Source organism: Peptostreptococcaceae bacterium, assembly GCA_016649995.1.
Classification (GTDB): Bacteria; Bacillota; Clostridia; order Peptostreptococcales; family BM714; genus BM714.
Genome location: JAENWJ010000011.1, coordinates 1 through 20,789, shown reverse-complemented (window position 1 = coordinate 20,789; position 20,789 = coordinate 1). Strand labels below are relative to the sequence as shown.

Here is a 20,789-nt window from a genome sequence, read left to right as displayed (position 1 = left end):
TCTTTTGATTTTGAATTATAGTAAACTGTAGACATGGCTGGAAATGCTAAAAGATTGATTATTCAAAAGGAGATTTGTGAACATGAAAATATTTGATTTGACACATTTGATAGAACCTGACATGCCGGTTTTTCCGGGAACGGAGCCGCCCGAAATAATCAAGGCCAACACAATCGAAAAAGACGGCTTTGAGGAAAAGATACTAAAGATGTATTCACACACGGGAACACATATGGATGCCCCGGCCCATTTGTTGCGGAATGGAAAAACACTAGACAGATACGATGCGGAGCATTTTTTTGGTAAGGCATTTGTGATCGACTCATCGGGTGCTGCGGGAGGGATTATTGAAAAAAACAGTTTAAAAGAAAGAGAAAACGAAATAAGGGAAGCGGATTATGTGCTTTTTCATACGGATTGGAGCAGATATTGGGGAGAGGATGAATACTATGACAACTTTCCATGCCTCGATATAGATGCCGCTATGTATCTTGCCTCATTTTCGCTTAAGGGAGTAGGATTCGACACCATCTCAGCCGATCCTGTCGAAGACTTGCTTTTGACGAACCACCGAATTATTCTTGGAAAGGGAATGGTAATAGTCGAGAATCTAAAGGATTTGGATAGGCTTATCGGTGAAGATATTTTTTGGTTTTCATGCATGCCGCTTAAAACAATAAACGCGGACGGATCTCCCGTAAGGGCAATCGCCATAATAGGTACGCTTTAAATAAAAAAATCGCCTGCTCAACCCATTTATTGGGGAGAGAAGGCGATTTTGTCCACACTATGCACAATATTTTGTGGATAAGGGTTAAGTTAGACACAAGAGCTTTCAGGCAGAGCTTCTTCGCAGTCTTTCATTTTCTTCAGTTCTCCGAATATGAGTGTTCCGGTCAGAATTGTAGAGAACAAATCGGCAATGGGATATGATATCCAAATGCCTGTCAGCCCAAGGCTTCCGATTCTGGGAAGAAATAGAAGCAGCGGAATCAAAAGCAATACTTGCCGTAGAAGGGACAAGACTAGTGAAGGTAGAGCTTTGCCAAGGGATTGGAAAAGAGCTGCTCCCACTATTTGAACTCCGATAACGGGAATCATAAGTATTACCAATCGGAGAGCCGGGGCTCCCTGAGAAATCAATTCTGCATCTGTGCTAAAGATATTAAATATTGCATAGGGAAAGATTTCTCCCATCAATACGCTTACGCTTGCGAAAATAGTTGTTGTCAAAATCGCCAGCTTGACGGCTTCCTTAACCCGTCCGTATTTTTTGGCTCCGTAATTAAAACCGACTATAGGTTGAAGTCCTTGAACTACACCGAAGAGAGGCATGAAAAGGAACATAGTTACACGCCTGATGACTCCGAAAATTGATATGGCCAAGTTTCCGCCATAGAAAGCCAAAGAATGGTTGACAAGAATAGCAACGAAACTTCCGGCAACCTGTCTTGCGAAGGAAGCCAATCCAACAGTGACTATTTCCTTTAAAATCTTAAAATCAGGTTTGAGATGATGCCAGCGCACCTTGAGAATGCTTTGGTCGCTGTATAGGTATCGAGTGATGTATATGAAAGAACAGAATTGCGAAATTATTGTTGCGAGCGCCGCTCCGCGTATACCCATATCCAATGTGAAAATGAATATAGGGTCAAGTATTATGTTTAAGCCTGTACCTATTAGCATAGCAATCATTGATACCTTGGCACTTCCTTCGGCTCGCACCAAATTGTTAGCTGAAACAGTAAAGGAAAAGAAGACGCTGCCCATCAGGATGATTCTGATGTAGTCCCTTGCATAAGGAAGTATTGCGTCTGTCGCGCCGAATAGTCTAAGTAGTGGATCGGTGAAAAAAAGACCGACGGCCATAACAATCGAGCTTATAAGCAAAATAGCACCGAAGGAATTCCCGGCAACATGATCCGCCTTTTCAATTTCCCCGGCTCCCAAGCTCCTTGATATAGCAGATGCAGCTCCTATTCCCACCATTTGTGCGAATGCCATTATTATCATTTGTATCGGGAAAGCGATGGATAGGCCGCCTATGGCAAGCGTTCCAACGCCGCGCCCTATGAATATGGTATCCACCACATTGTAGAGTGCGTTGACTATCATCCCAATGGTTGCCGGAAGCGACATGCGCAATAGCAATTTGCTGATTTTTTCGTTTCCGAGTTGTATGCTTCGTTCGTTCATTGTGTGTTCTCCTGTTCTTTGTTTCGATGAATTTCAAATGTGTTGTTTGCGGCTTTTTCGCTCATGATTTTGAGCAACTCAATGGCGGATTCCCTTTGCTGTGCCGACATCTCATTTGCTAAAATATCCGTCCATCCCATATATATGGATTTTATATCGTCCTTTAGTGAAAGAGCCTTGTCGGTCAGGTATATCCTGTATGCGCGCTTGTCTAAAGAGTCTATTTGCTTGGAAACATAGCCCGAAGACTCAAGCTTCTTGAGAGCCTTGGCAGTGGTGCCCTTGTCTATGTTGATACTCCTGCATAGGTCCTCCTGCCGTATTCCGTCATGATGGTAGAGAGCCATTAAATAGACGGCCTGGCCCTCGCTGAGTCCATACTGCTTTATTTTTTCATTGATATGCATTTTGCCATGTCTATAAATGATAGAAATATATTTTCCCAAAGATATGTTAGGATTTTGCATGAGAACCTCCTTGAATCGCAAAATAATAATGGTTGCAAGGACAACTATAACACGAGATAGTTGTCCTTGCAACCATTATTTAAAATTAAATCAATCTTACAGGCTTGGAAGAAGGTACCTGCTGACCATTACAAAATGCGAAAGGCTTCCCCCAAGTATAAAAAGGTGGAAAATTTCATGAAAACCGAAAATTGAAACCCTAAATCTTGAAGGCTTGAAGGCATATATGACAGCCCCTGAAGTATATAAAAGGCCCCCAATCAGAAACAGTAGAAATCCATGAATAGGAATGGTCTTGTATATTGGGACTATGAAAAAGACTGAAAGCCATCCCAAAAACAAATAGAAAGCGGTATAGATGAACCTGGGAGCACCTAGCCAAATGAATTTGAGGACTATGCCAAGAACGGCAAGCGACCATATTCCTGAAAGAAGCCAAAATCCTAATGGCTGTGGAAGCCCAAGAAGGCAAACAGGCGTGTATGTTCCCGCAATCAGAATGTAGATCATAGAATGATCGATTTTTCTAAGAACTCTTATTGTTGAGGGCGAGGCTTTAACCCAGTGATAGCAAGAGGAAGCGCCGTAAAGTAGAATGAGGCTTAGGCCGAACACGACAACAGAAACCAGATAGGCCGGAGCAGGATGTCTAAGCACTTTAAAAAGCATCCAGATGAGTCCGGCTACGGACAGAATGGCTCCGCAAAAGTGCGTAATTGTGTTGACCGGTTCGCGTATTTTACCAAACATAAAAAGACCTCCTATATAGTATGTGATACTATGTGATATATTGATTATAACAAGACACGCTATAAAATGCAAGAAGCGGATTAATAAAACAGGAGAATCGTCATTTGTGGAGAAAACAGTATATAAGAGTCTAAGGAGGAATAGAAATTGAATTCAAAGATTGAAAGCTTTCTGAAAACGCCCGGCATTCCGTCGGAGACCATACCGGAAATCGAGCTTTACATGGATCAGATATTGGGGTTTCTTGAGGAAAGGCTTGGGGTCTTCGAGAGGGGAAAAGGCGACAAGGCCATGACTAAGACCATGATAAACAATTATGTGAAGGCGAGGGTTATCAAACGCCCCCACAAGAAGAAGTACGGCAAGGAGCGGATTGAAAGAATAATTATGCTATATCACCTAAAGAATGTCCTTTCCTTAAAGGATATAGAGAAGCTGTTTGGGATGCTTGAGGGTTCCATCGAAGACGGATATGAGTTATTTAGGGCATCGGAAGAAAAAACGATTGAAAGGCTTCTGAAGCGCTACGAAAAGGCGTGGGACGAAATGCCTGAAGGTGAAAAAATTGCAGAAATCATTGAATTGGCCATTGAAGCTGATTTAAAGAAGCGTTTGGCGGAAAAGCTAATGGATGATCTTACGGTTGAAAAATAAGGGAGGGCTACATATGTATCCTGTACTTGAAATAAATCTTAAAAAGATAAAAAACAATGCCGAAACAATCAAGAAAATTTGTTGTGATAGAGGAATTGAAGTTGCTGGAGTGGTAAAGGGGGCGGAAGCGCTCTTGCCTGTTGCGGCGGCATTCTTGGAAGGGGGCATTTCATGCCTTGCAGATTCGAGAATGAACCACATATTAAGCATGAGAAGAGGGGGCCTGGATGCGGAAATTCTTCTCCTTCGAATTCCGATGATATCTGAAGCAGACAATCTTGTTTGCAATGTTCATATGAGCCTTAATTCGGAAATTGCGGTACTGAAGGAAATTGAAGAGGCCTGCGAGCGTAACGATAAAAGCCATAGCGTCATTCTTATGGCAGATCTTGGGGATCTGAGAGAAGGATATTTCGATGAAGAGGAGCTTCTGGAGGCAGCCTCTTTTGTTGAAAACAATTTAAAGCGAGTTCGCCTTAAGGGAATAGGTACAAACCTCGGTTGCTATGGATCCATAGCCCCAACTCGTGAGAATCTGGACAGGCTTGTTAAGCTTGCTGAAAGAATCGAGGAGAGGATAGGCAGACGCCTTGAAATTATATCGGGAGGAGCAACATCATCCCTTAAGCTTCTTGTAAAAGGCGAAATGCCCGAAAGGATCAACCATCTCAGGATAGGGGAGGCCATTCTTACGGCAAGAGACATGGAGGAATACTTTGATTGCAAAATAGAAGGTCTGGAGAGGGATGCATTCGTGCTAAAGGCCGAGGTGGTTGAGGTCAAAACGAAACCTACCCATCCCGTTGGGGATATGTTGGTAAATGCCTTCGGAGAAAAGCCTGTTTTCGAGGACAAGGGAAGAAGAAAGAGGGCGCTTATTGCTGTGGGCAGAGGAGACTTCGGGCAGCCCGACAAGCTGATTCCAAAACTTGAGGGGGCATTCGTTTTGGGGGCAAGCAGCGATCATCTGATATTGGATATTGAGGATTGCACGGTAGGTATAAAAGTCGGAGACATTCTGGATTTTGGAATGTACTATGGCCCCATGCTCTTTCTTTGTGGTTCTGATTCGGTTTTAAAAGTTTTTATTTAAATTAGAGAATAATAAGGAGGAGCAATTGCTATGGTTTTTTTAAGGGATTTCTGCTTGGAATGACTCTGCAGCTTTCCGTCGGACCTGTTTTTTTTGCATTGCTTCACAAATCCATAAAAGAGGGCTTCATTGAGGGCTTCAAGATGACCCTTGGAGTGGCACTTGTTGATGCCGCATATATTGCATTGTCGTTTACAGCGGTCTCGGGAATTTTGGCGGCAAGAGGCAATCTTGCATGGACTCTGCGCGTGGCCGGGGCGCTTGTGCTCTGCTATTTCGGGCTTGGCTATTTTAGGCGGGCAGGAAAGCAAAGCGCAAAGACGGCGGATTTGGGAAAGGGAAAGAGCTTCTATTACGGATTGAAACTCACCATGATAAATCCGCTCAGCATAGTGTTTTGGACTGGAACATTTGGAGCGGTTGTTGCTTCGGGAATGGTGCCCGGAGGCAACGGAATACTTCTTTATGCAGGCGGTTGCGTATCCGCTACGCTTTTGTTTTTAACTGGGGCATCTTTCCTTGGATCGAGAGTTCAGGGTTTTCTGACTCCGAGGATCATGAAAAATCTCGACCGCGTGGTCGGTGTTTGTCTTTTTCTATTCGCTGCAAACCTGCTGTTCAGGTAATTATACAATCAAGCGGGTCATAATAATTCTGAAAAATCATAAAAAAGTGTTGACAAGGGACTTCTGTGGCTATATAATTGGTTTCAAATCAAAAAAAAAATAATAAAAGCGTTGACGGAGAGAAAAATATTCAATATAAGATTACAGAGAATCGGTGGGTGCTGAGAGCCGAGGTCTAAACGGATATATACTAATCACTCCCGAGCTTCCAAGCCTAAAGGGAAACCGAGTAGGCGAGGACGGATCCGTGAAAGCGGAGTGCCACCGTTACATGGCTAGGGTTAACAGATGAAAGTCTGCGACCTGAAGAGGCTTACTGCGTGAGCAGTTAGCAAACCGGGGTGGTAACGCGAGAATAACTCTCGTCCCCGAAATATGTCAATGACATGTTTCGAGGACGGGAGTTTTTTATACCATAAACAGTGCGGAAAGGAGGAATATGAATGAATGCGGACAGTATAATCAGAGCACGGGTTAGAAACGAACCGGATGTGCTTATGCGTGTGGTAGGCACTATGAGAAGAAGAGGCTTTAGGATGAAAAAAGTCCTTATGGAGGAAGGCAACATGCCGGAAGAAGCTTTTTTAAGCATTACATTGGCTGATTCGGAAGATGATTCCAAAAGGGCTATGACATACCTTAACAGATTGATTGGCTTTAACGCAATTGACTACTAAAAAAACGGAGGAAAGTAAAATGGCGAAAATGTATTATGAAAAGGATGCAAACCTGGAGTTGTTGAAAAAGAAGAAAGTGGCTGTTTTGGGATATGGGAGCCAAGGGCATGCCCATGCACTCAACCTAAAGGAATCGGGAGCCAGTGTTGTAGTAGGGCTTTATAATGGAAGCAAATCTTGGGAAAAGGCTGAAAAGGACGGTTTCAAGGTTCTTACTGCCGAAGATGCTGTAGCCGAAAGCGATTTGGTTGTTATGCTTGTACCCGATGAAAAGCAGAAGGTTCTCTATGAAACGGCTGTAAAACCGAACCTAAATCCGGGAGATGTACTCGTTTTCGCCCATGGCTTTAATATTCATTTTGGTCAGATTGTTGCAGACGAAAGTGTTGATGTGTTCATGGTGGCGCCAAAGGGTCCCGGACATCTCGTAAGGCGTGTATATGAAGACGGAAAGGGAGTTCCTGCACTTTTTGCGGTTCATCAAGATCCTTCAGGTAAGACAAGGGACTTGGCTCTGGCCTACGCAAAAGGAATTGGAGCAACACGTGCCGGAGTAATCGAGACTACCTTTGAGGAAGAAACTGAAACGGACCTTTTCGGTGAGCAGTGCGTTCTTTGCGGAGGAATAACAGAACTAATAAAGGCTGGATTTGACACATTGACAGAGGCCGGCTATCAAAAGGAGATTGCATATTTTGAGTGTCTACATGAAATGAAATTAATCGTTGACCTACTTTACGAGGGCGGTTTCGAGAACATGCGATACAGCATCAGCGATACAGCCGAATACGGTGATTACACTGCCTCAAGTCGCATTGTGACCCAGGAAACGAGAAACGAAATGAAGAAGATGCTTGGAGAAATCCAGACGGGCGTATTCGCAAGAAACTGGATCCTTGAGAATGTTGCAGGAAGACCGTACTTCAATGCAAGGAAGAGACAGGAGCTTGAGCATCCAATGGTTGAGACTGGCAAGGAACTCAGAGGCATGATGTCCTGGATCCAAAAGTAGGCATAGACGGAGGAAAAAATGATGACAGGTGCGCAAATAATCTTGGAGTGCTTGAAAAGGCAGGGCGTGGATACCATATTCGGATATCCCGGTGGAGCCGTAATACCGCTCTACGATGCCTTATATAAGAACAAAGAACATTTCAAACATGTGCTTACCTGTCATGAGCAGGCCGCTGCGCACGGAGCCGATGGCTATGCCAGAGCGACCGGAAGAGTAGGAGTATGCTTCGCCACCTCGGGGCCCGGGGCTACGAATATAGTGACAGCTATTGCAACAGCCTATATGGACTCAATACCGGTAGTATATGTCACAGGGCAGGTGCCGAGCAGTTTGCTTGGAAAAGATTCTTTCCAGGAAGTGGACATAACGGCTGTGACACAGCCGATAACAAAACACAACTTCATAGTGAGGTCGGTTGATTCATTGCAAAACATAATGGAGAAGGCCTTTCGGATTGCAGGAGAGGGCAGAAAGGGACCGGTTCTTGTAGATGTGCCAAAGGATATTTTTCTTGCCGAAGCTGAATTTGTGGAGAAAAAAAGTAAAGAGGAGAAAGAGAATTCTCCTACCATGCAGGGAAACCTAGTAAAAGCAGCCGAATGGATTCGCGATGCAAAGCGTCCCGTCATCTACGCTGGTGGAGGAGTTGTACAGGCAGGGGCGTCAGGGCATCTTAAACGGTTTGCCGAGAAAACGGGAATTCCGGTAGTCAATACACTGATGGGTTTGGGCGGTTTTCCAAGGAATCACAGGCTTTCTCTTGGAATGGTGGGAATGCATGGACTATATAAGGCTAATATGTCAATCTCAAAAGCAGATCTCATAATAGCGGTTGGAGGACGATTCAGCGACAGGGTAATAGGTTCACCTGACTCTTTTGCACCCAAAGCTCGCGTAATACACATAGACATAGACTTTTCAGAGATAGGGAAGAATGTGGAAACAGCCCATTGGATTCTTGGAGATATGAAGGGGATACTTGATATACTCACCGAGTTTGCTGCTGAATCTAGCCATCTCGACTGGATAGACAGCCTGCCTAATGGGGACTGCCTTAAAGATGAATCGGACTTTCATCCAAGGCAAATATTGGAATACTTAAACCGTCGTCTTGAAAAAGACACGGTTGTTGCTACAGAGGTAGGACAGCATCAGATGTGGACGGCGCAGTATTGGGAATTCGAAAAGCCTAGAACCTTTCTGACATCGGGAGGACTGGGGACCATGGGCTATGGAATGGGAGCCGCTATGGGAGCCGCCTTCGGAAAAAGTGGGGAGCGTGTTCTTCTTGTATCTGGAGACGGAAGTTTCAGAATGAATTGCAATGAGCTGATCACCGTGGCGAAATACAACCTACCTATACTTATACTTCTTATGGACAATGAATCCTTGGGAATGGTTAGGCAGTGGCAGAAAAAGTTTTGCGACAGCCGATTTTCGGCAACGGAACTTAGCCGGGAAGTTGACTATGTCGGGATTGCCAAGAGCTTCGGAATTGATGGCGCAATTGCTTCAGATATGAAAAGCCTTGGCAGCGCGCTTGACATGGCTCTTGGAACAATGAGTCCATATCTAATTGATTGCAGAATCTCAAAGGAAATAGGCGTTTTCCCGTTTGTTCCTCCGGGCAAGCCTCTTGATGAAATGATTTTGCAGTAGAACAATATTTCCTGGGAAATATTGTTGATGAAGCAAGTGAGAAAGCTCGCCGAAAGGCGAGCTTTCTGTCTGATTTTTGCTACACTATTTTTATTCTTTACTGTCTACAGCTTGTTGTCCTTGGCTTGCTTCTTAACGTCTCAAGACTTGTCTGATTGCTGCGCACTACGGCTGAAATAGCAGGCACCTTGTTGTTTGCAGTAAAAGATTGAAGAGCAATCCTTAACCTCAAAAGCATTCCGGAGGTTTCCGGTGGACTAAGAAAAGCTCATGAAGAAATAATGAAAGACAAATGATAGCAACGTGATTCTTGCCTTATATGCATAGTATTGATAAAATGAGTATGGGATTTGATTTTATGGAAAGGCGGCGGAAAAATGAATAAGAAAAGAATTGGATTATATTTAGTCCTTTTCGGTTTGGCTCTCATACTTTTTTCGATTATGAATAAATGAAAAGACGGCAATTTTTAAAGGCGGCCGAAAACGGAGAAGCCATTTTTTCATTAATATGTTTTTGAGAAGCATTAATGGGAATATAATGAAAGAGTAAAAGAAATTGGCATCGCTTGTATTTGCAACATTAATTGTATACAATGAGGTACTAAGAACTTGAAGATATCCATCGGGTTCTACATTTTACATAACCGAATGGAGATGATAAATATGAAAATGCAGAAATGTGCAGTATGCAAAAAGAATCTAGCGGTAATATATACGACTAAGATAGTTGATGGAAAGTCCGAGCTTTATGGGCTTTGTTTGGATTGTGCCAAAAAAATGGGGTTGCCGGTAATTGACCAGTTGATGAAACAGACCGGCATGTCTCCAAAGGAAATTGAAAATCTTTCAAACCAGATGAATACAATGTTTCAGAATATGGATATGGACGATTTGGAAAGCAATGAAATGTTTATGAAAATGATGTCCATGGGGACAGACGCTTTAAATTTTGGAGATCAGGAAAGCCTTGGAGATGGAATTGAAGAAAATAAATCAATAGGGTCGGCTGATGAAAAAAAAGATTCGCAGTCGGATAAAAAACAGAAAAAGAGAGCAAAGGACACGAAGAATCTGGACACCTATGGCACCAATCTTACAAATGAAGCAAAGAAAGGGAAAATAGACCGTATTATTGGCCGCAATCCGGAAATGGACAGGGTAGTTCAGATATTGAATCGAAGAAACAAAAACAATCCGGTTCTGATTGGAGAATCAGGGGTAGGCAAAACTGCAATAGCTGAAGGTCTCGCCGTCAGGATTAACGAAAAACAAGTGCCGGCTAAGCTTTTTGGCACAGAGATATACCTTCTTGACATGACTGCCATAGTTGCGGGGACCCAGTTTAGGGGCCAATTTGAAAGCCGAATGAAGGCAATAATAAAGGAAGCGGAGGAACTCGGGAATGTAGTGCTTGTAATAGATGAACTCCACAACATTATGGGAGCCGGAGAGGTGCATGGAGGAGTAATGAACGCGGCAAACATCCTTAAACCATCACTAGCTCGGGGAGGAATACAGATTATTGGGGCAACCACCCTTGACGAATACAGGAGACACATCGAGAAAGACGCTGCACTTGAGAGAAGATTCCAGCCCGTTCTTGTAGAGGAGCCTTCTATTGACGATAGCGTTGAAATACTTATGGGAATCAAGTCCTATTACGAGGAATACCATAAGGTCAAGATATCCGAGGAGATTGTAAGAAAAGCGGTAAACCTTTCAGAAAGGTATATAACGGATAGATTTCTGCCTGACAAGGCAATAGATGTTATAGACGAGGCGGGCTCGAGGGCAAACCTTAAGAACAAGGGAATTGTCGAGCTGCAGTTTTTGAACGAATCGCTTGAAAAGCTGCACGAAAGAATGGAAGATGTTGCTACTATGGAGAATTATGAAAAAGCTGCGGAGCTCAAGGCGGAAGAATGCAAGCTTATTGAAAAGATAAAGGATATGGAAGAAAAGTCATCGAATGTTGAAATCACAATGGATGACATAGGATATGTGATAGAGGCATGGACAAAGGTGCCTGTAAGAAGTGTAACCGAGAATGAGGCGGAAAAACTGATGAAGCTTGAGGAGCGGCTTCACAAACGAGTAATAGGACAGAACGAGGCGGTCGAAAGTGTTTCAAAGGCCATTCGAAGAAACCGTTTGGGCTTCAGGAAAAGGAAAAAGCCGGCATCCTTCATTTTTGTGGGTCCTACGGGAGTTGGCAAGACGGAGCTTGTCAGAGCACTTTCAGTTGAACTCTTTGGGAGCGAGGAGGCGCTTATAAGGCTCGATATGAGTGAATACATGGAGAAACATACTGTTTCTAAGCTTATTGGAGCACCCCCTGGATATATAGGCTACGATCAAGGAGGGCAATTGACGGAAAGAGTCCGAAGGAAGCCGTATTCAGTGATTCTGCTGGACGAAATTGAAAAAGCCCATAGCGATATATTCAACATGCTTCTTCAAATACTCGAGGACGGAAGGCTTACAGATAGCCAGGGCAGGACAGTCAACTTTGAAAACACAGTCATAATAATGACATCGAATGCGGGAACCGGATTGAAATCTGCAGGTATAGGCTTCGAAAAATACGGAGACAACGCTGAGGAAGAGAAAATCAAGGATGCTTTGGAAAAAATATTCAGACCGGAGTTCTTGAATAGGGTTGATGAGATTATTGTTTTCTCAAAGCTTTCGGAAGAACAACTCAAAAAAATTCTTGAACTGATGCTTTTGGAGGTTGGAGAAGAAATAGCCGAAAAAGGAATCAAATTCGAAGTATCTCAGAGCGTCCGTGATTTTCTTATCAAAAAGGGATACAATGATAAATATGGAGCTAGGCCGCTAAGAAGGGCTGTTCAAAAGCATATAGAGGATGTTCTTGCGGAAAGCTATTTAATTGGAGAACTTGACAACAAAACCGTTATTGAAATAGACATGAAGGACGGCATTCCTTCAATTGCAAATTAAATGAGGAGTTTTGAAACTAAATGATCCATAGAATCGTCTAATAAAGTAAGAAAGTAATTTTTTGGTTTATGCTGGGGGTGATAGCTGTGAAAAAATCGGGAATCGCAATAGTTTTTGCAGCAATGCTTGTTTTTTCATTCTTGAGCGTGGCATTTGCACAGCAGGAGGAAATTGAAGATTTGCCGGAGTATCTTGATTTAGTTTTCAGCGAGCCGATAGAATACAATTTTTTCATAAACAACGAAAAAACAGACTACTCAATGGGTAAGCCCTATCTAAGCAGAGACATGGTGGTTATGATACCGGTTAGGGTTGCCGTAGAAAAAATGGGTTATAAGGTTGTATGGAACGAAAAGATAAGGACTATAATAATATACAACGACGATTCAATGTATATATTGAAGATAAATAGAAATAGGTACTACAGCCGTCACAACTCATCCGCTGTACTGTCTAAGGAACCCGTAATAAAGGATTCAAGGACCTATGTTCCGCTTGAGTTTTTTACAACCCTAATGAAGGTCGATGTCAAAATCGATTCCGGAGGCAATTTATTGATACAATACCGATGATAGCAATCCTGCATTTTAAATGCGGGATTTTCTTTTTATGAGAAAAAATTAAAATAGAATATATCGAGCAAAGTATTGTTTGCATTATTTGTTTGTGTTAGTATCATTATTATAAATAAAATAGCGTTTGGATGAAGGTGTCGGAAGCCTACTTGGCAACCGGTTCCGGACAGACCTCTGGAGAGACTCTAAAAAGAGCGCCGAAGGGGAAAGCCGTAAATGGTGAAACTCTCAGGCAAAAGGACAGGGGATTCGTAAAAGCATGGCCATGCCTTGCTTTTTGTCGATTGCCCGGCTCAGAGAGACTTCCTAATAGTCTCTTTTTTTATTATAAAAAACCAGGAGGAAAAAAATGAAGACAGTAATAACGGTTATCGGAAAAGATAAAACAGGAATAATAGCAAATGTTTCAAAAACACTGTGGGAGAACGATGTCAACATATTGGACATAAGTCAAACGATAATGCAGGACTATTTTGCAATGATTATGATGGCGGACATATCCTCAATGAAAATCTCTTTCGGCGAATTGAAGGAAAAGCTAGAGCTGGTGGGGGAAACCATTGAGATGGACATACGCGTGCAGAATGAAAAAATATTTAATGCCATGCATCAAATATAGGAGGAGCAAACATGACACAGTATAAAAAGATAATGGAAACAATAAAGATGATCGATCGCGAAAATCTCGACATCAGGACAATTACTATGGGAATATCCCTTCTGGACTGTTGCGACGGAGACGGTGAGAAAGCCAGAAGAAAGATGTACGAAAAGATAGTACGAAAGGCGGAAAATCTTGTAAAGACCGGGGAATACATAGCCGGCAAGTATGGCATACCCATAATAAACAAACGGATTTCCGTAACGCCAATTGCCCTTGTTGCAGGGGCTTCCTCAGACAGCGACTATGTAGCCTACGCCAAGATGATGGACAGAGCGGCACGCGAAACAGGAGTAAACTTCATAGGGGGATTCTCTGCACTAGTGCAAAAGGGTTTTTCCAAGGGAGACAGAATACTTATTGATTCCATACCCGAGGCCCTTTCTGTTACAGAGAGGGTGTGCTCATCCGTAAATGTTGGGAGTACACATGCGGGTATAAATATGGATGCAGTCAAGATGATGGGTGAAATAGTAAAGAGGACGGCATATCTTACGAGAGATGCAGACAGTATAGGCTGCGCCAAACTGGTTGTATTTTGCAACGCTGTGGAAGATAATCCCTTTATGGCGGGAGCCTTCCACGGAGTTGGAGAGGCCGATTGTGTAATAAATGTGGGAGTAAGTGGCCCCGGTGTAGTAAAATCGGCTCTTGAAAAAGTAAGGGGAGGCACCTTTGACCAGGTTGCCGAGACAATTAAGAAAACGGCATTTAAGATTACGAGGGCAGGGCAACTGGTGGCAAAAGAGGCGGCCGAAATACTCGACGTGCCATTTGGCATAGTTGATTTGTCCCTTGCTCCTACCCCGTCCGTAGGGGATTCTGTTGCAAGAATCTTCGAGGAAATGGGGCTTGAAGCTGCGGGAACCCACGGTACCACGGCGGCCCTTGCAATGCTCAACGATGCCGTTAAAAAAGGCGGAATCATGGCGGCGGAGCATGTGGGTGGACTAAGCGGAGCCTTCATTCCGGTCAGCGAGGACGAGGGAATGATAGAAGCCGTTCGAAAGGGAGCACTTTCTCTCGACAAGCTCGAAGCAATGACATGCGTGTGTTCTGTAGGTCTTGATATGATTGCCATACCGGGTGATACGCCTTCGGCAAGCATAGCCGGAATGATCGCCGACGAGGCCGCAATTGGCATGATTAACAACAAGACAACAGCGGTTCGCATAATACCTGTCCATGGCAAGGGTTTAGGTGAAGAAGCCGTGTTCGGAGGACTTCTTGGGACGGCTCCTATAATGAAGGTAAATCCCTTCTCAAGCGAATTGTTCATAGCGCGAGGCGGAAGAATTCCTGCGCCGGTTCATAGCTTTAAGAACTAAAACGAAAATGGAAACAGCTAAGGAAGTGGGCAACTTGACGCTCAAAGATAAAATTGCCCACTGCGTGATTTGGTAGATTTTCTTCCCCTTGATGTAATTCGGTGTTAAAATTAAATGAGCCAAAGAAAAGAAGAAAGAGGGGGAGAACATGAACACATTTATAAAAATTGATGAGCTAAAGGAAAGGCTTAAGGATGAGAATATTAAGGTTATAGATTGTCGCTTCGACTTGTTCAATCCGGAATACGGAGAAAAGGCCTACACGGAAAACCACATTCAAGGGGCATTTTTTCTGGATGTCAACAAGGATATATGTGGAGAAAAGCAAGAACATGGGGGGGCAAGACCGATTCCCCATACAGGAGTTTTTGCCGGAAAACTGGAGGTCATGGGCATATCCGATTCTACGACAATAGTTTTATACGATGACAACATATATGGCTCGGCCCGTGCATTTTGGCAAATGAAATACATGGGAATGGAAGACATACATATTCTTGAGGGAGGCTGGAATGGATGGGTATCAGAAGGCGTAGCCTGTTCATCAGAAGTGCCTAAGGCGGCATCCCTCGGGAAAATTAGCATAAAAATGGATGAATCCATTTATTGCGACATGGACTATGTTTCGCATTGCAAGAATAAAAAAGGCACGGCTATAATCGATGGTAGAGCACATGAACGTTTTACAGGAGAATATGAACCGCTTTATGCAAAAGCCGGACATATTCCATCGGCACTTAGCTTCCCGTGTTCCCAAAACATGGAAGCGGAATGCTCTTTAAAAGATAAAAAAACCCTTGCGAAGCTTTACGAATCATTGGACGGACTCGATGAAATAATAAGTTATTGCGGAAGCGGCATCGCCGGAGCACGCAATTTCGTTGTACTGAGAGAATTGGGAATGCCGGTTCGCCTATATGTGGGAAGCCTAAGCGACTGGATCGGATATGAGGAGAATTGTATAGAAACAGGAGAGGAAAGGCAGTAAAAGAAGTGGCAGTAAAAGATAAGAAACAGTAAAAGAAAAAACGACAAAAAAGCTAAAGCAAAATGCGCATTCCATTATGGAATACGCATTTTTTATGATAAGCGCCAGAACACCCGTGACTTTAGTCATGGGAGGTTCAAGTGCTCAGTTTTAGTAGCCTAAATCCTTGTTGACTATAAAGACCTTAATTCGTCCCTTAGAGAATTGCCTCTTTATGAACGTGAAACTGTTGCATATGCGTTCGGGACTCGTGCAGTCTGTACAGTATCCAAGCTCGGTGCAGGGTGTTTTTCTTGAAAGGCGCTTGGCGTTAGCTGGTCCGGATACTTCACGATTGCGCTCTATGGCTTCATCCTCAGTAGTGACGAGTTTGTTTCTACCTACAATTACTATAACATTGTCCGGACCAAAGATCATGGCCGCGGTGCGGTTGCCACTTCCGTCCACATTGTAAAGGGTTCCTGTTTCTGTAACGGCATTTGTGCCGGTGAAGTAGTAGTTTGCGGAGAAGGAATCCCTGAATAGCTGAGTTATGTCCTCTGGAGAGAGGCCCTCGGCGTAGCGGTCTAGAAATTTAAATTTGCCGGAGCGAAGGAAATCGATGACACCAGTTTCGAACAAGGTCATTGAGCCTCCTACGGATACTAGAGAGCCCGGTGCTACTATTTCACCCATTTTTTCAATCAATTCTTTCTCGTCTTCCACGAGAAAGGCTTCCATGTTGTTTTTTTCGAGGTTCTCCATGGTTCTTTCTATTCTTTTCTGATAAAGCCAATCCATATTTGTATCCATTATTGTTCCTCCTTGAGATTGATTTACATTATTAATTCAATTATAATTCATAAATGGATGCGATTAAAGAGAAGGCTTGAAAACAGTTTTGAATGTAATGAAATTGTAACATTCAAAGGGTGTATTTGTATACTGATTAGTGATAGTATTTGTCATTGTAATAACAATAAGGAGTGACAAATATGACTGAAAAAATCAAGAGCAATAAAATATTGATGGACATACTGGTTTCCGGTATGGGATGCATCATGATGGCCTTTGCAATAGCATCAATACTAAAGCCAAACGGGCTTGTGACGGGTGGATTTACGGGGCTGTCCATAATATTGGGATATCTATTCAATATAAATTACACATATATTTACTACGGATTTTCATTGGTGGTAATGCTTAGCGCCTTTGTTTTCATGGGAAAGAAAAATGCTTTTAAAATACTTGTTATTTCCTTGATTTTTCCAATCATTTTAATACTTGTAGACAAGTCGGGTTTTCATCTGATAGAGAATGACATGTTTTTGAGCTCTGTATTTTTCGGAGTAGTAGGAGGCATCGGAGGTGGGCTGGTATACAAAAGGGGTTTTTCAACAGGTGGAACAGATACCATTGCGCAAATCTTCCACAAGAAGATTTTCCCGTTCATCAGTCTTAGCCAGATTATATTCTTTATGGACATCTTCGTAATCCTGTTTGCCGCATTAGTATTCGACCGCAATATAGCCTTGTACGGATTTATCTCGAATTATGTTTTTGCTAAATCTGTCGATGCTGTGCTTTTCGGTTTTGGATCGAAAAAACTCAAAATGGAAATCATAAGCAAATTCAACGACCAGATAGCGGACTATATAATGAAAGACATAGGTCGCGGATTGACAATATTAGATGTCACCGGGGGCTACAGCAATGAAATAAAAAGCAAGATACTCACCATATGTTCTCCCAGAGAGACCATGCTTATAAAGCGATTCGTAGCGGATATAGATGCGAGGGCTTTCATATATGTATTGCCTGTCGTTTCGGTCTGGGGCGAGGGAACTGGTTTTGACAAACTGGAGGAAGAATCTTGATTAAAATGAAGCATATAAGAAAAGCCTTATCCCGATTTTAGGGATAAGGCTTTTTTAATCATAGCAGTATGATTAAAATTCTCTTTTATTGTAGAATCTATTTGATAACATGAAAGATGCAATGCCTAAAAGTGTGACTGTGATTCCCATAAATAGTATGGCTTGTATCTCGGTGACATATTTTAGATTTTCAAGAAAAGTTGGAGTGTTCCCGTTCAAGAATACTTTGCTCAGGAATGTGGGAATCATGAATACCAAAAAGATGATGGCGAAATTGAATAGTTTTGCTTTAATGGAGCCTAGCTTGAAATAGACAGGAAGATAAAGGAAAACGATAAAACATACTGAGCAGGTTGCAATTGCAACGTCATCAAGACGGACTAACCGCAAATTGTTGACAATTCCTATGCTTATCATGATTAAGCCGCTTAATGACATGATAATTGCAGTTGAGGCAATGAAGACAAAAAGGGAAAGATATCTTTCTGCTACAATGTCCCGTCTCTTAAGGGGAAGGCTGTTGAGCATCATGTCGCTCTTGTTCAAGTCGTCATAGGCCGAGCTGTACATAAGTAGAATATATGAAATCATTGTTATGCCCATAACATAAATCATCTGAGGCGTAGTATCTGTTTTTGAAAATATGAAGAAAATCATGAAGCTGTAGACGATCAAAATCCAGAGGTTCTTTCGGAGCAGCATGAAATCTTTTATCAAAAGGTTAATCATTTGAATTCCCCCTTACAGTGTAAAGCATTATGTCGTCTATGTTGGGTCTTTCAATAACTATTTTTTCGCGGTCTAAATCATCCAAAGCATGTGTTTTTTCGAAAAGTGCCGAGAAGCCGTACTTGCCGCGCCTGTAACCTACAAGGCCTTTGAAGGCATGTGGATCTTTAAGCAAATCGTTCGGACCCTTGATTAATGCATAGTCTTCTAAAATAGCATCCTTTTCTTTGCTGAAAATCAGTTTGCCTTCATTTATGAATGTTATGTAGTCTGCGGCGCGTTCGAGGTCCTGCGTTATATGGGAAGAAAATAAAACCGAGCAATTTCCTTCTTCTATGATTTCTGAAAGTATGTCGAGAATTTCGCTTCGAAAGATAGGATCCAGACCCGATGTAGGCTCGTCCATGATGATGAGTTCGGCACCGTGGGAGAGGGCGATGGCAAGCGAGAACTTCGTTTTCATTCCCCGGGACAATTCCTTGATTTTTTTGTTCGGATTCAAGTTGAAACGTTTAATATAGCCATTGAATATAGTTTCATTCCATGCCGGATAATATGGAGCTATGATGCGTTTCATTCTTGCTATGGTTAAATCATCATAATAGTGATTCTGGTCATAAATGAAACCGATGCGTTCCTTTACTGATTTTTCGTATTTTTGATAATCTTTGCCGAAAAGTTCTATGGTTCCCGAGTCTTTTTTTACAAGATTCATTATGAGTTTTATGGTTGTGCTTTTTCCGGCGCCGTTGGGACCTATGAAGCCCATGATATATCCCTTCTTTAAAGAAAAGGACAGATTGTCAAGTTTGAAGCTGTCATATGTCTTGGTCAGGTTTTTTACCTCTAGGATGTTTTCCATATTAATCCTCCTCGATTATTGACATCATTTCTGATAAATCTTTTGAAGAGAGGCCGATGATTCGAGCCTCATCCAATAGAACCGAAAGCTTGCCTTCTATTTCCCTTAAACGCTGCTCGAAAAGCAATTCCTGGTTCTGGCCAGCGACAAAGGAGCCCTTTCCCGGAACGGTATCTATGAATCCATCCCTTTCCAATTCCTCATAGGCGCGTTTTGTCGTTATCACGCTTATTCTTAGATCCTTTGCAAGGCTTCGAATCGATGGAAGCGCGTCTCCCTGGGTCAATTCCCCTTTAAGAATCTCCTCCTTCAACTGGGTAGATATTTGAAGGTAGATCGGGTCTTTGCTCGAATTTGCAATTATTATGTTCATAAAAAGACTCCCTATAGCTATACTGTATATATAAGATATATACAGTATAGCCGCAATTTGATTTTTTGTCAACAAAAATAAAATATTGTTTATTTGCAGTGCAGACATAATAACTAATATAATATAGTTATTAACAAAATGATAATTAAATAGGGAGGACGGCATGGAGAATTTATTTGAGAAAGTTAAAGAATCTAAAATGCATATAGAAGGCAAAACCGGCAGCAAACCCAAGATTGGAGTAATACTGGGTTCAGGGCTCGGCGGCTTTGGAGAATCGATCAAGGAGCCGTTTGAGATTGAATACACAGATATTCCACATTTTCCGGTTTCGACCGTAAAGGGGCACGATGGAAAATTGATTTTTGGCAGGGTCGGAAATACAGACATTCTTGCCATGAAGGGAAGATTCCACTTCTATGAGGGGTACTCCATGAAGGAGGTTGTATATCCCATCTATATAATGAAGGCTTTGGGTGTCGAGGCTTTAATAGTGACGAACGCTTGCGGAGGAATAAATAGAGGCTTCAAGCCTGGTACGCTGATGATAATAGAGGACTTCATAAATATGTTTAAGGATAATCCGCTTATTGGGAAAAACGACGAGCGCTTCGGGACGCGTTTTCCGGACATGTCCGAGCCCTATGATAGGGGGCTGATTACCCTGGCGGAGGGAATGGCCGAAAAACTGGGGATTGAGTATGAAAAAGGCGTTTATGCCGGTGTGACAGGGCCATACTATGAAACGGCTGCCGAAATCCGCATGCTTGACGCCATGGGTGCCGACGCTGTTGGAATGTCTACGGTTCCGGAAACAATAATGGCAAACTACCTTGGAATGAAGGTGCTGGGGATATCCTGCGTGACAAACATGGCAACAGGGATACGGAAGGAAAAGCACTCCCATGAAGGTGTCGTGGAGACAGCGAATGCCGCGTCGGAGCGATTGAGCGCGTGGGTCGATGCAGTAATACCGGAAATGCTATAGACATTTTACACATGTAAAAAATGGAGGATTGATTATTTTTATGGAAGAAACATATAAGATTTCTAGATGGAAAGGGGAATTCGACTGTAAAGAAACAGAAACAGAATATTCCCTGTATTATACAAAAAAAATTATGCCAACAATGAAGCGAATCATAATCATATTGGCTCTAATGAATTTTCTTTTCATAATTCCAGATTATTTTGCCATTTCAAGCAGAGGATTATTTGCAAAGATGGTTTACCTTAGATGCGCATTCTTCGTAGGCTTCTTGCTTTTTTATCGCTGGTTCAATCAAAGCGATAACTACGAGCACTACTTCAAAG

Annotated in this window: 22 protein-coding genes, 1 riboswitch and 1 other annotated feature; of the genes, 15 read left to right on the top strand and 7 right to left on the bottom strand. The window is 42.6% G+C overall.

Features of this window, described 5'->3' with window-relative positions; translation table 11 throughout:
* Nucleotides 1-82 precede the first annotated feature (82 nt).
* The gene (locus tag JJE29_03690; GenBank protein ID MBK5251721.1) at nucleotides 83-730 is read left to right on the top strand and encodes a cyclase family protein; all 648 of its coding nucleotides are present in this window, start codon (nucleotides 83-85) and stop codon (nucleotides 728-730) included.
* An 89-nt stretch (nucleotides 731-819) separates the two neighbouring features.
* Here the strand turns inward: JJE29_03690 and JJE29_03685 are convergent, their stop codons facing one another.
* The 3 genes from JJE29_03685 to JJE29_03675 form a co-directional block, all read right to left on the bottom strand.
* A complete protein-coding gene (locus tag JJE29_03685; protein ID MBK5251720.1) occupies nucleotides 820-2,196 on the bottom strand; it encodes an MATE family efflux transporter in 1,377 nt (458 codons plus the stop codon).
* Nucleotides 2,193-2,663 carry a MarR family transcriptional regulator gene (locus JJE29_03680; protein MBK5251719.1) on the bottom strand — a complete coding sequence of 157 codons (471 nt, stop codon included), beginning with the start codon at nucleotides 2,661-2,663 and terminating at the stop codon, nucleotides 2,193-2,195. Before JJE29_03680 ends, JJE29_03685 begins: the two co-directional genes overlap by 4 nt.
* 96 nt (nucleotides 2,664-2,759) lie before the next feature.
* Complete coding sequence (locus JJE29_03675) at nucleotides 2,760-3,413, bottom strand: hemolysin III family protein (protein ID MBK5251718.1); 654 nt, start codon at nucleotides 3,411-3,413, stop codon at nucleotides 2,760-2,762.
* 147 nt (nucleotides 3,414-3,560) lie between these two features.
* Here JJE29_03675 and JJE29_03670 point away from each other — a divergent pair, with 147 nt between their 5' ends.
* The 11 genes from JJE29_03670 (at nucleotide 3,561) to JJE29_03620 (ending at nucleotide 15,655) form a co-directional block, all read left to right on the top strand.
* Nucleotides 3,561-4,067, top strand: a complete 507-nt coding sequence (locus tag JJE29_03670; protein MBK5251717.1) for a DUF1836 domain-containing protein — start codon at nucleotides 3,561-3,563, stop codon at nucleotides 4,065-4,067.
* 13 nt (nucleotides 4,068-4,080) lie between these two features.
* Nucleotides 4,081-5,160 carry an alanine/ornithine racemase family PLP-dependent enzyme gene (locus tag JJE29_03665; GenBank protein ID MBK5251716.1) on the top strand — a complete coding sequence of 360 codons (1,080 nt, stop codon included), beginning with the start codon at nucleotides 4,081-4,083 and terminating at the stop codon, nucleotides 5,158-5,160.
* Between the two features lie 59 nt (nucleotides 5,161-5,219).
* Nucleotides 5,220-5,786: a LysE family transporter gene (locus JJE29_03660; protein MBK5251715.1), complete on the top strand. Its 567-nt coding sequence runs from the start codon at nucleotides 5,220-5,222 to the stop codon at nucleotides 5,784-5,786.
* Nucleotides 5,787-5,888: 102 nt separating this feature from the next.
* Nucleotides 5,889-6,159 (top strand) — a binding site (T-box leader).
* 70 nt (nucleotides 6,160-6,229) lie between these two features.
* Nucleotides 6,230-6,463: a hypothetical protein gene (locus tag JJE29_03655; protein ID MBK5251714.1), complete on the top strand. Its 234-nt coding sequence runs from the start codon at nucleotides 6,230-6,232 to the stop codon at nucleotides 6,461-6,463.
* Nucleotides 6,464-6,482: 19 nt separating this feature from the next.
* Nucleotides 6,483-7,475 carry a ketol-acid reductoisomerase gene (ilvC, locus tag JJE29_03650; GenBank protein MBK5251713.1) on the top strand — a complete coding sequence of 331 codons (993 nt, stop codon included), beginning with the start codon at nucleotides 6,483-6,485 and terminating at the stop codon, nucleotides 7,473-7,475.
* A gap of 21 nt (nucleotides 7,476-7,496) precedes the next feature.
* Complete coding sequence (gene ilvB / locus JJE29_03645; GenBank protein ID MBK5251712.1) at nucleotides 7,497-9,137, top strand: biosynthetic-type acetolactate synthase large subunit; 1,641 nt, start codon at nucleotides 7,497-7,499, stop codon at nucleotides 9,135-9,137.
* A 671-nt stretch (nucleotides 9,138-9,808) separates the two neighbouring features.
* Nucleotides 9,809-12,103, top strand: a complete 2,295-nt coding sequence (locus JJE29_03640) for an ATP-dependent Clp protease ATP-binding subunit (protein ID MBK5251711.1) — start codon at nucleotides 9,809-9,811, stop codon at nucleotides 12,101-12,103.
* A gap of 86 nt (nucleotides 12,104-12,189) precedes the next feature.
* On the top strand, nucleotides 12,190-12,675 hold the full coding sequence (locus JJE29_03635) for a copper amine oxidase N-terminal domain-containing protein (protein MBK5251710.1): 486 nt from the start codon (nucleotides 12,190-12,192) through the stop codon (nucleotides 12,673-12,675).
* 167 nt (nucleotides 12,676-12,842) lie between these two features.
* Nucleotides 12,843-12,932, top strand: a riboswitch (glycine riboswitch).
* A gap of 95 nt (nucleotides 12,933-13,027) precedes the next feature.
* The gene (locus JJE29_03630) at nucleotides 13,028-13,297 is read left to right on the top strand and encodes an ACT domain-containing protein (GenBank protein MBK5251709.1); all 270 of its coding nucleotides are present in this window, start codon (nucleotides 13,028-13,030) and stop codon (nucleotides 13,295-13,297) included.
* 11 nt (nucleotides 13,298-13,308) lie between these two features.
* Entirely contained in the window at nucleotides 13,309-14,667 is a 1,359-nt protein-coding gene (locus tag JJE29_03625; GenBank protein ID MBK5251708.1) for a PFL family protein, read from the top strand.
* 148 nt (nucleotides 14,668-14,815) lie between these two features.
* The gene (locus JJE29_03620) at nucleotides 14,816-15,655 is read left to right on the top strand and encodes a sulfurtransferase (protein ID MBK5251707.1); all 840 of its coding nucleotides are present in this window, start codon (nucleotides 14,816-14,818) and stop codon (nucleotides 15,653-15,655) included.
* Nucleotides 15,656-15,805: 150 nt separating this feature from the next.
* Here the strand turns inward: JJE29_03620 and JJE29_03615 are convergent, their stop codons facing one another.
* Nucleotides 15,806-16,447, bottom strand: a complete 642-nt coding sequence (locus JJE29_03615; protein ID MBK5251706.1) for a lactate utilization protein — start codon at nucleotides 16,445-16,447, stop codon at nucleotides 15,806-15,808.
* 182 nt (nucleotides 16,448-16,629) lie between these two features.
* Between JJE29_03615 and JJE29_03610 the strand changes: the two genes are divergently transcribed.
* The gene (locus JJE29_03610; GenBank protein MBK5251705.1) at nucleotides 16,630-17,511 is read left to right on the top strand and encodes a YitT family protein; all 882 of its coding nucleotides are present in this window, start codon (nucleotides 16,630-16,632) and stop codon (nucleotides 17,509-17,511) included.
* 72 nt (nucleotides 17,512-17,583) lie between these two features.
* Here the strand turns inward: JJE29_03610 and JJE29_03605 are convergent, their stop codons facing one another.
* Genes JJE29_03605 through JJE29_03595 form a run of 3 tightly spaced genes read right to left on the bottom strand, consistent with a single transcriptional unit; the run spans nucleotide 17,584 to nucleotide 19,475 of the window.
* A complete protein-coding gene (locus JJE29_03605) occupies nucleotides 17,584-18,240 on the bottom strand; it encodes an ABC-2 transporter permease (protein MBK5251704.1) in 657 nt (218 codons plus the stop codon).
* The gene (locus JJE29_03600; protein ID MBK5251703.1) at nucleotides 18,233-19,102 is read right to left on the bottom strand and encodes an ABC transporter ATP-binding protein; all 870 of its coding nucleotides are present in this window, start codon (nucleotides 19,100-19,102) and stop codon (nucleotides 18,233-18,235) included. The genes JJE29_03605 and JJE29_03600 overlap by 8 nt, the downstream gene beginning before the upstream one ends.
* Before the next feature lies 1 nt (nucleotide 19,103).
* Nucleotides 19,104-19,475 carry a GntR family transcriptional regulator gene (locus JJE29_03595; GenBank protein ID MBK5251702.1) on the bottom strand — a complete coding sequence of 124 codons (372 nt, stop codon included), beginning with the start codon at nucleotides 19,473-19,475 and terminating at the stop codon, nucleotides 19,104-19,106.
* A 163-nt stretch (nucleotides 19,476-19,638) separates the two neighbouring features.
* Between JJE29_03595 and JJE29_03590 the strand changes: the two genes are divergently transcribed.
* Together JJE29_03590 and JJE29_03585 are read left to right on the top strand one after the other, a co-directional pair.
* Nucleotides 19,639-20,463, top strand: coding sequence for a purine-nucleoside phosphorylase (locus JJE29_03590; GenBank protein MBK5251701.1), 825 nt, complete (start codon nucleotides 19,639-19,641; stop codon nucleotides 20,461-20,463).
* A 40-nt stretch (nucleotides 20,464-20,503) separates the two neighbouring features.
* Nucleotides 20,504-20,789: hypothetical protein (locus JJE29_03585; GenBank protein MBK5251700.1), on the top strand; the 286-nt coding region annotated here is incomplete at its 3' end.

What these genes read in the sequence shown, in the direction of transcription:
- JJE29_03665 (MBK5251716.1), top strand. Translation starts at nt 4,081, where the DNA reads ATGTATCCTGTACTTGAAATAAATCTTAAAAAGATAAAAAACAATGCC.
- JJE29_03660 (MBK5251715.1), top strand. Translation starts at nt 5,220, where the DNA reads ATGACTCTGCAGCTTTCCGTCGGACCTGTTTTTTTTGCATTGCTTCAC.
- JJE29_03595 (MBK5251702.1), bottom strand. Translation starts at nt 19,475, where the DNA reads ATGAACATAATAATTGCAAATTCGAGCAAAGACCCGATCTACCTTCAA.
- JJE29_03615 (MBK5251706.1), bottom strand. Translation starts at nt 16,447, where the DNA reads ATGGATACAAATATGGATTGGCTTTATCAGAAAAGAATAGAAAGAACC.
- ilvB (MBK5251712.1), top strand. Translation starts at nt 7,497, where the DNA reads ATGACAGGTGCGCAAATAATCTTGGAGTGCTTGAAAAGGCAGGGCGTG.
- JJE29_03675 (MBK5251718.1), bottom strand. Translation starts at nt 3,413, where the DNA reads ATGTTTGGTAAAATACGCGAACCGGTCAACACAATTACGCACTTTTGC.
- JJE29_03590 (MBK5251701.1), top strand. Translation starts at nt 19,639, where the DNA reads ATGGAGAATTTATTTGAGAAAGTTAAAGAATCTAAAATGCATATAGAA.
- JJE29_03690 (MBK5251721.1), top strand. Translation starts at nt 83, where the DNA reads ATGAAAATATTTGATTTGACACATTTGATAGAACCTGACATGCCGGTT.
- JJE29_03685 (MBK5251720.1), bottom strand. Translation starts at nt 2,196, where the DNA reads ATGAACGAACGAAGCATACAACTCGGAAACGAAAAAATCAGCAAATTG.
- JJE29_03630 (MBK5251709.1), top strand. Translation starts at nt 13,028, where the DNA reads ATGAAGACAGTAATAACGGTTATCGGAAAAGATAAAACAGGAATAATA.
- JJE29_03680 (MBK5251719.1), bottom strand. Translation starts at nt 2,663, where the DNA reads ATGCAAAATCCTAACATATCTTTGGGAAAATATATTTCTATCATTTAT.
- ilvC (MBK5251713.1), top strand. Translation starts at nt 6,483, where the DNA reads ATGGCGAAAATGTATTATGAAAAGGATGCAAACCTGGAGTTGTTGAAA.
- JJE29_03640 (MBK5251711.1), top strand. Translation starts at nt 9,809, where the DNA reads ATGCAGAAATGTGCAGTATGCAAAAAGAATCTAGCGGTAATATATACG.
- JJE29_03600 (MBK5251703.1), bottom strand. Translation starts at nt 19,102, where the DNA reads ATGGAAAACATCCTAGAGGTAAAAAACCTGACCAAGACATATGACAGC.
- JJE29_03620 (MBK5251707.1), top strand. Translation starts at nt 14,816, where the DNA reads ATGAACACATTTATAAAAATTGATGAGCTAAAGGAAAGGCTTAAGGAT.
- JJE29_03655 (MBK5251714.1), top strand. Translation starts at nt 6,230, where the DNA reads ATGAATGCGGACAGTATAATCAGAGCACGGGTTAGAAACGAACCGGAT.
- JJE29_03625 (MBK5251708.1), top strand. Translation starts at nt 13,309, where the DNA reads ATGACACAGTATAAAAAGATAATGGAAACAATAAAGATGATCGATCGC.
- JJE29_03605 (MBK5251704.1), bottom strand. Translation starts at nt 18,240, where the DNA reads ATGATTAACCTTTTGATAAAAGATTTCATGCTGCTCCGAAAGAACCTC.
- JJE29_03610 (MBK5251705.1), top strand. Translation starts at nt 16,630, where the DNA reads ATGACTGAAAAAATCAAGAGCAATAAAATATTGATGGACATACTGGTT.